The sequence below is a fragment of the Burkholderia sp. 22313 genome (genome assembly GCF_052045245.1).
GTDB lineage: Bacteria > Pseudomonadota > Gammaproteobacteria > Burkholderiales > Burkholderiaceae > Burkholderia.
On sequence record NZ_JBQEON010000024.1, the window covers coordinates 112,756 to 120,117 of the forward strand.

8 protein-coding genes are annotated in these 7,362 nt (G+C 66.6%); 1 reads left to right on the forward strand and 7 read right to left on the reverse strand.

Going from position 1 to position 7,362, the window contains the following annotated elements; genetic code table 11:
• Window positions 1–233 precede the first annotated feature (233 nt).
• The 7 genes from ACTJKF_RS20335 to paaA all read right to left on the reverse strand — a co-directional run bounded on the left by ACTJKF_RS20335 (window position 234) and on the right by paaA (window position 5,617).
• Window positions 234–839, reverse strand: coding sequence for a TetR/AcrR family transcriptional regulator (locus tag ACTJKF_RS20335; RefSeq protein ID WP_006757885.1), 606 nt, complete (start codon window positions 837–839; stop codon window positions 234–236).
• 22 nt (window positions 840–861) lie between these two features.
• The gene (locus ACTJKF_RS20340; RefSeq protein ID WP_440625530.1) at window positions 862–1,677 is read right to left on the reverse strand and encodes a DUF1835 domain-containing protein; all 816 of its coding nucleotides are present in this window, start codon (window positions 1,675–1,677) and stop codon (window positions 862–864) included.
• 129 nt (window positions 1,678–1,806) lie between these two features.
• Entirely contained in the window at window positions 1,807–2,895 is a 1,089-nt protein-coding gene (paaE, locus tag ACTJKF_RS20345) for a 1,2-phenylacetyl-CoA epoxidase subunit PaaE (protein ID WP_440625532.1), read from the reverse strand.
• Window positions 2,896–2,897: 2 nt separating this feature from the next.
• Window positions 2,898–3,458: a 1,2-phenylacetyl-CoA epoxidase subunit PaaD gene (gene paaD, locus ACTJKF_RS20350; protein WP_440625534.1), complete on the reverse strand. Its 561-nt coding sequence runs from the start codon at window positions 3,456–3,458 to the stop codon at window positions 2,898–2,900.
• Between the two features lie 25 nt (window positions 3,459–3,483).
• Window positions 3,484–4,287, reverse strand: a complete 804-nt coding sequence (gene paaC / locus ACTJKF_RS20355) for a 1,2-phenylacetyl-CoA epoxidase subunit PaaC (protein WP_440625536.1) — start codon at window positions 4,285–4,287, stop codon at window positions 3,484–3,486.
• 10 nt (window positions 4,288–4,297) lie between these two features.
• Window positions 4,298–4,582, reverse strand: coding sequence for a 1,2-phenylacetyl-CoA epoxidase subunit PaaB (paaB, locus tag ACTJKF_RS20360; RefSeq protein WP_006752453.1), 285 nt, complete (start codon window positions 4,580–4,582; stop codon window positions 4,298–4,300).
• A gap of 36 nt (window positions 4,583–4,618) precedes the next feature.
• The gene (gene paaA / locus ACTJKF_RS20365; RefSeq protein WP_440625539.1) at window positions 4,619–5,617 is read right to left on the reverse strand and encodes a 1,2-phenylacetyl-CoA epoxidase subunit PaaA; all 999 of its coding nucleotides are present in this window, start codon (window positions 5,615–5,617) and stop codon (window positions 4,619–4,621) included.
• 201 nt (window positions 5,618–5,818) lie between these two features.
• Between paaA and ACTJKF_RS20370 the strand changes: the two genes are divergently transcribed.
• Window positions 5,819–7,084 (forward strand): SGNH/GDSL hydrolase family protein, encoded by a 1,266-nt coding sequence (locus ACTJKF_RS20370; protein WP_440625541.1) that lies wholly within the window; start codon window positions 5,819–5,821, stop codon window positions 7,082–7,084.
• Window positions 7,085–7,362: the final 278 nt, after the last annotated feature.

Consider the following 7,362-nt stretch of genomic DNA (forward strand, 5'->3'; position numbering starts at 1 on the left):
GTGGGTTCCTCAGTGTGTGGCTGCACAAGCGGCTTGTGCAATGCAACAGCATTCTACCCGACCGAGGTAGGGAAAACCCGCATTTGACGTTATTTGTGCCGAGGGTGAATTCTAAATCCGCTTAGTTAATGATGTATCTATTTGATTTTTAACGGATTTAAAATTCATAGTATGAAACGCGCGACGAGCTGTCACAGTGTGCCTGCCGCGCAACGCGTGCTGCTGCGCGTCAATCACGCGCCCGGCGACAGCCCGCGTTCCATCAGGTCGATCACCTGTTCGGCGAAGTCGCGGTAGCCGAGGCGGCCGCCCGGCTTGAGCCACGTGAACGTCCAATTGATCATCCCGAACACCATCATCGTCACCGACGTCTGGTTTTCCTTCGAGATCCGGTCCGGATAGGCGCGCGCGAGTTGGCGCGCGAATGCGGCGACGATGTCGCGCTGGCGGTCGAGCACGATCTCGCGCTGCGCGTCCTCGAGATACTTCACGTCGTTGAGCAGTGCGACATGGCGGCTGTGCGACGTCTCGTACTCGGCGAGGAACGCGCGCACGAGCTCGGCGAACGCGTCGCGCTCGCTGAGGCCGCGCCGCTGGCTTGCGCCTTCGACCTCGGCGATGATCAGCATCAACCGCTTCGTGTAGCGATCGAGCAGGTCGAACAGGATCGCTTCCTTGCTCTCGTAATAGTGATAGAGACGCGCCTTCGATGTGCCGCTCGCGGTCGCGAGATCGGACATCGACGTGCTCGGATAGCTCGTCTGCGCGAATTTCTCGGCGGCGAGATCGAGGATCTGCTCGCGCTGGGATTCGTGGTCGGGCGCTCGGGTACGGGCCATGGTCGAATGCGAAAGAGTAGCGTTAGCGGAGCGCGACTGCCGCGCGCACCTGCGTGGAAGGGAGGGCGGCCGGCGTGTCGTCCTCGAGCTCGAGCCGGCCGGCCGCCGCGAGTTCGCGGCAGCGCCACCACGCGATCGAGTCGCTGACGAACAGCCCGCCGCGGTCGGCGCCGGCCATGATGGCGCCGACCAGGCGCTGCGCGGGCAGCCAGCCGGTTTCCGCGTGCGCGACGATCAACGCGTCGAGGTCGTCGTAGCGACCGCTCTTGATCGTGTTGCTGACCCAGTAGCGCAACTCGGCATTCAGGTGCTTCGCCTCCTGCCATTCGAGCGCGAGGCGACCGATGCGCAGTACGGAGATCGGCGCAGCCACCGGCCGCTTCCGGGCGAGTGCCGCGGGCCGGAACATCCCGGTCGAACAGGCCTGGTCGGTGCGGGACCGCGCCGCGCGCTCGGGAGCGTCGAGATCGGCGGCCGACAGCCGCACCTCGTTCAGGCGCTGCGGCACGTTGCGCAGGTGATAGGCGACGCGCCGCAGCAGCAGCTTGTCGCCGACACTCGGCGCGTGCCAGACGACGACCTGGCCCGTCTCCATCGCGAGCTGCTCGAGGCGCGCGAACTCGCCTTCGATTTCCGCGTTCCAGTCGGGAATCCGGTCGCCGAGCACGCGCTGCCAGAAGGCGGCGCGCGTGTCGGGCGTCTCGTCGACGCCCTTCAGCGGCCCAACTGCGAGATCGTCGAGCAATCCGACGACGCGCTCGTCGCGTCCGGCTTGCTCGAGGGCTTCGCGCAGCGACGCGGCGGCGGTGCCGCCCTGAATCACGTGAATGGTACTCATCGGCCTGTCATCAACAAAAGAAAACCGCCGGCCGGGCGGACGCGATGACGTCCACCCGGCCGGCGGCCCCTAGTGTAAGCGAGATGTGTGACGACGAGAAACCGGCGCGCCGCGCCGGTGCGACGCCGCTCAACGCTCGTCGAAGCTCACGACGACCTTGTCGCTGATCGGGTGGCACTGGCACGTGAGCACGAAGCCGTCCTTCACTTCGTGTTCCTCGAGCGTGTAGTTCTTCTCCATCCTGACTTCGCCTTCGACCACTTTCGCCCGGCAGGTGCAGCACACGCCGCCCTTGCACGCGTACGGCAGCGCGAGGCCCGCGCGCAGGCCGACGTCGAGCAGGCTGACGCCCTCGTACGGCAGACGCAGCTTGCGTTTCTTGCCGTCGAGCACGATTTCGAGGTCGGCCGCCGGCGTCTCGTCGGTGATCTCGACGACGGGCGCGCCGGCTTGCGGCAGCGGCGTGCCGAAGCGTTCGACATGCACCTTCGCCGACGGCACGTCGGCGGCCTTCAGCGCGGCTTCGGCTGCGTCCATCATCGGTGCCGGGCCGCAGATGAAGGCTTCGTCGATCGCGTCGGCCGGGGTCAGCGTGGCAAGGAATTCCGCGCATTTCGCCTGGTCGAGCACGCCGTTGAACAGCTCGACGTCCTGCAGGTCGTCCGACAGCACGTGATACAGGACGAAGCGACTCATGTAGCGGTTCTTCAGGTCCTCGAGCTCCTCCGCGAACATGATCGCGTCGACGCTGCGATTGCCGTAGATCAGCGTGAACGTGCTGCGCGGTTCGAGCTCGAGCGTCGTCTTCACGATCGCGAGCACCGGCGTGATGCCCGACCCGCCGGAGAACGCGACGTACTGCTTGCCGTGGTCGGCGTTCAGGTGGGTGAAGAAGCGGCCGTCCGGCGTCATCACGTCGATCGTGTGGCCCGGCTTCAGCGAGTCGAACGCGAAGTTCGAGAAACGGCCGCCGCGCACGCGCTTGATGCCGATGCGCAGTTCGCCGTCGCGATCGTAGTCGGTCGTGCCGACGCAGATCGAGTAGGACCGGCGCGTTTCCTCGCCGTCGATGTGGGTCTTCAGCGTGACGAACTGGCCCTGCGTGAAGCGGTACGCGTCGCGCAGCGCCGGCGGCACGTCGAAGGAAACGGTAACGGCGTCGGCGGTCTCGGGCCGCACGTCGCGGATACGCAGCGGGTGAAATTGCGGGGTCGCCATGATCAATAGGGTTTGAAGTAGTCGAAGGGTTCGCGGCAGTCGACGCAGCGATACAGCGCCTTGCAGGCCGTGGATGCGAATTGCGCGAGGCGTTCGGTGCTGACGGAGCCGCAGCGCGGGCAAGCGGGCGCCGCGACGGGCCGCGGCACGAAGCGCACGACGTTCTCCCGCGGCGCGGCACTGCCGCACTGGCCGACGGGCGGCGCGATGCCGTACGCGCGCAGCTTGTCGCGCGCTTCCTGCGTGATCCAGTCGGTCGTCCACGCGGGCGCGAGCACCGTCTCGATCCGGTGTGGCGGCAGATCGGCCGCCTGCAACGCCGCGGCGATGTCTTCGGCGATCTGCGACATGGCCGGGCAGCCCGAATAGGTCGGCGTGATCACCACTTCGAGCAAACCGTCGTCCGCGCGACGAACGTCACGCAGGATGCCGAGCTCGCGGATCGACACGACCGGAATCTCGGGATCGGGCACGGCTTCGAGCACATCCCACGCACGCGCGAGCAACGGGTCGTTGCGGTGCGCGGCGGGCGTCGCGATGGTGGGGGCGGTCTGTACGGACATCGTCGGGCTCCGTTGGGTCGGCCGGTTACCAGGTCGCGCCGGGGTGCTGGCGAGCGAGGCTCTGCATTTCCGCGAGCAGGTAGCCCATGTGCTCCGAGTGCTCGCCCTGCTTGCCGGTCGTCACATGCTGCACCGGCGCCGGCAGAACGAGCGTCGCTTCCGCGAGCGCATCGTCCACGTCCGCACGCCAGGCGGCTTCGAGCGCGGCCGCTGCCGGGCCGATGCCCGGTGCGGCGACGGCGTCGTCGATCGCGTCGGCTGCAAAGAATTCGCGCGTGTACGGAATCAGGTAGTCGAGCGCGGCCTGCGCGCGGCGATGCGATTCGTCGGTGCCGTCGCCGAGGCGCACGAGCCATTCGCGTGCATGCTGCACGTGATAGCGGGTCTCCTTCACCGATTTCGCGGCGATCGCGGCGAGTTGCGTGTCGGTCGACGTTTCGAGCGCGCTCCAGACGTGCAGCATCAGCGCGGCGTAGAGGAAGTTGCGCACGATCGTCACCGCGTAGTCCTTGTCGGCGTGCGCGGTGCCGGCGATCGGGCCGTAGTGCGGCAGCTCGGCGAGCGTGAAGTTCGCGAACTCGCGTTCGGTGCGGAAGTATGCGTAATCGTCTTCCGTCTTCGCCGCGCCGTTGAGCTGGCGCTCGAGTTCGGCGGCGTGCGTATACAACATGCGGGCCTGGCCGATGAGGTCGAGGCTCATGTTGGTGAGCGCGATGTCTTCCTCGAGGATCGGGCCGTGGCCGCACCATTCGGCGTTGCGCTGACCGAGGATCAGCGCGTTGTCCGCGAGGCGCAGCACGTAGGAGAGGTGTTCGGGCGTGATCGTCATGGCGCGAGCGTTACATGTGGTTGACTTCGTCGGGCAGCGTGTAGAACGTCGGGTGACGGTAGATCTTGTCGCCCGCCGGTTCGAACAGCTCGGCCTTCTCGGCCGGATCCGACGCGGTAATTGCCGACGACGGCACCACCCAGATGCTCACGCCTTCCTGGCGGCGCGTGTAGACGTCGCGCGCCATGCGCAGCGCCATCGACGCGTCGGCCGCGTGCAGGCTGCCGCAGTGCTTGTGGTCGAGGCCCTGCTTGCTGCGCACGAACACTTCCCAGATCGGCCATTCCTTGTTCATCACTCTCTCCTGAATCCTGTATTCGATGGTTGCCGCTCAGGCGGCGTGCTGTTCGGTGCGGGCGCGGCGCTTCGCTTCGTGCGCGAGCGCGGCTTCGCGCACCCACGCGCCGTCGTCGTGCGCTTTCACGCGGGTCGCGAGGCGTTCCTTGTTGCACGGGCCGTCGCCGTTGACGACGCGCCAGAATTCATCCCAGTCGATCGTGCCGTAGTCATGGTGGCCGCGCGCGTCGTTCCACTTCAGGTCCGGGTCGGGCAGCGTCACGCCGAGCACCTTCGCCTGGTCGACCGTCGCGTCGACGAACTTCTGCCGCAGGTCGTCGTTCGAGATGCGCTTGATGCCCCATTTCGCGGACTGGCTGCTGTGGACCGAATCGGCGTCGCTCGGGCCGAACATCATCAGCACCGGCCACCACCAGCGGTTCACTGCCTGCTGGACCATCGCGCGTTGCGCGTCGGTGCCCTTCATCATCGACAGCAGCGCATCGAAGCCCTGACGCTGGTGGAACGATTCTTCCTTGCACACGCGGATCATCGCGCGCGCATACGGGCCGTACGTGCAACGGCACAGCGGGATCTGGTTCATGATGGCGGCGCCGTCGACCAGCCAGCCGATCACGCCGACGTCCGCCCAGGTCGGCGTCGGGTAGTTGAAGATGCTCGAATATTTCGCCTTGCCGGCATGCAGCGCGTCGATCAGCGAGTCGCGCGATACGCCGAGCGTTTCGGCCGCGCTGTACAGATAGAGGCCGTGACCGGCTTCGTCCTGGACTTTCGCGAGCAGGATCGCCTTGCGCTTCAGGCTCGGCGCGCGCGAGATCCAGTTGCCTTCCGGCAGCATGCCGACGACTTCCGAGTGCGCATGCTGCGAGATCTGGCGCACGAGCGTCTTGCGATAGGCATCGGGCATCCAGTCCTGTGATTCGATCTTGCCGTCCGCGGCCATGACCGCGTCGAACCGCGCCTGCTCGGGCGACTCGGCTGCGGCGTCGGGCGGCGCGACGTTGCCGGGGATGTCGAGGGATTGCGTGTACATGGCGGAGGTTCTCGTCCGGTTGAATGTGTGCGAAGTATAAACCAACCGACCGGTCGGTTAATAAATTTCTTGCGGATTTGCGGCGAGACTGGGGTAAACGAGGGGGCATAGGGGCGTGATCTCGCCGGGGTGAAGGCATCGAGCGCGTGAGAGTGACGGCTTCTGCGGCACAATGCCCGCTTTCCGATGAGGATTTCGCCGATGTCATTTCGAAGCAGTTTCGTCGCGACCGTGCTGGGCGCGTCCGTTTTCCTGTCGCCGCTTGCCGCCTCGGCTGCACCGGCCGGATGGATTGCCGCGTGGGCGACCGCGCTGCAGCCGATTCCTGACCTGGCTGCGCCGCCACCGCTCTATCGCGCGCCGGACGTGGCCGGGCGCACCGTCCGGCAGATCGTCTACCCGACGGTATCGGGACATGGCGCGCGGATTCGCGTGAGCAATGCCTACGGTCGCGCGCCGCTGGTGATCGAGGCTGCCGGTCTGGCGCGCGCGGGTGACGGCGCGGCGCTGGTGGACGGTACGGCTGTCGCGGTGCGCTTCGGCGGCAAGGCGTCGGTGACGCTTGCGCCGGGGCAGGAACTCGAAAGCGACCCGGCGGCGATCGACGTGACGGCCGGGCGGCCGTATGCGATCAGTCTGCGGATGAGCGCGAACCAACGGATGACCGTGTGGCACCGCGTGTCGAATCAAGTCAATTATGTGTCGGCGCCGGGTGATCACGTGAACGATCCGGGCGCCGGTGCCTTCCGCACTCGCTTTACCCAGTATGCGTGGGTGACCGAACTGGCTGTCGAAGCGGGTTCCGCGCGGGCCAGTGTCGCGGCAATCGGCGATTCGATCACCGACGGGTTGCGCTCGAGCCTGAACCGTAACCATCGCTGGCCGGACGCATTGGCGCGCCGGCTGACCGCGGCGGGTTCGGATTCGCTCGGCGTCGTGAATCTCGGCATCAGCGGCAACCGGCTGCTCAGCGATTCGGCCTGTTACGGCACGTCGCTGGCGTCGCGGTTCGAGCGCGATGCGCTGTCGCGCGCAGGGGTGAAGGCGGCGATTGTGCTGATCGGTATCAACGACATCAATTTTGCGGCGATGCCGCCGCGAGCGGGGCTCGATTGCGACAGCCCGCATACGCAGGTCACGGCCGCGTCGTTGATCGATGGCTATCGCCGATTGATCGAGGCCGCGCACCGCCAGGGCGTGAAGGTCTTCGGTGCGACGCTGACGCCGGCGGCGTTGCCGGCCGGGCGCGAGGCGATCCGGCTCGAGGTGAACCGGTGGATTCGGAGTGGCGGCGGGTTTGACGGCGTGGTCGACTTCGATGCGGTGCTGCGCGATCCGGCGCGCCCGAATGTGCTGCAGCGCCGGTACGACAGCGGCGACGGCATTCACCCGAGCGACGCCGGCTACGCGGTGATGGCCGACGCGGTGCCGGTCGAGCGCCTGCAGGCCGCGACGGGCGGCAAGTGAAATCGCCCTCTATATATAGAGAGAAGAGGGAGCGACGACGGCCGGCTGCTTCAGGGTCGCTGGCGGCGTGCAGTCGATCGAACCCAAAGCCTCCGTGCGCGGCAGCGCACGGAGGCTTCTTCAAATTATTTTCACAAAGGGCTTGCGGAGAGCGGGGCGGATGCTTAGAATCACGCCTCTTTCGCGTTAACGGAAACGCAGCGCGGAGGAAGAAGGGGGGCGGTGCGGTGGGGGTTGGTGGTAGCGACCTCGGCGCACACGAAGTTGAACCCCAGTCG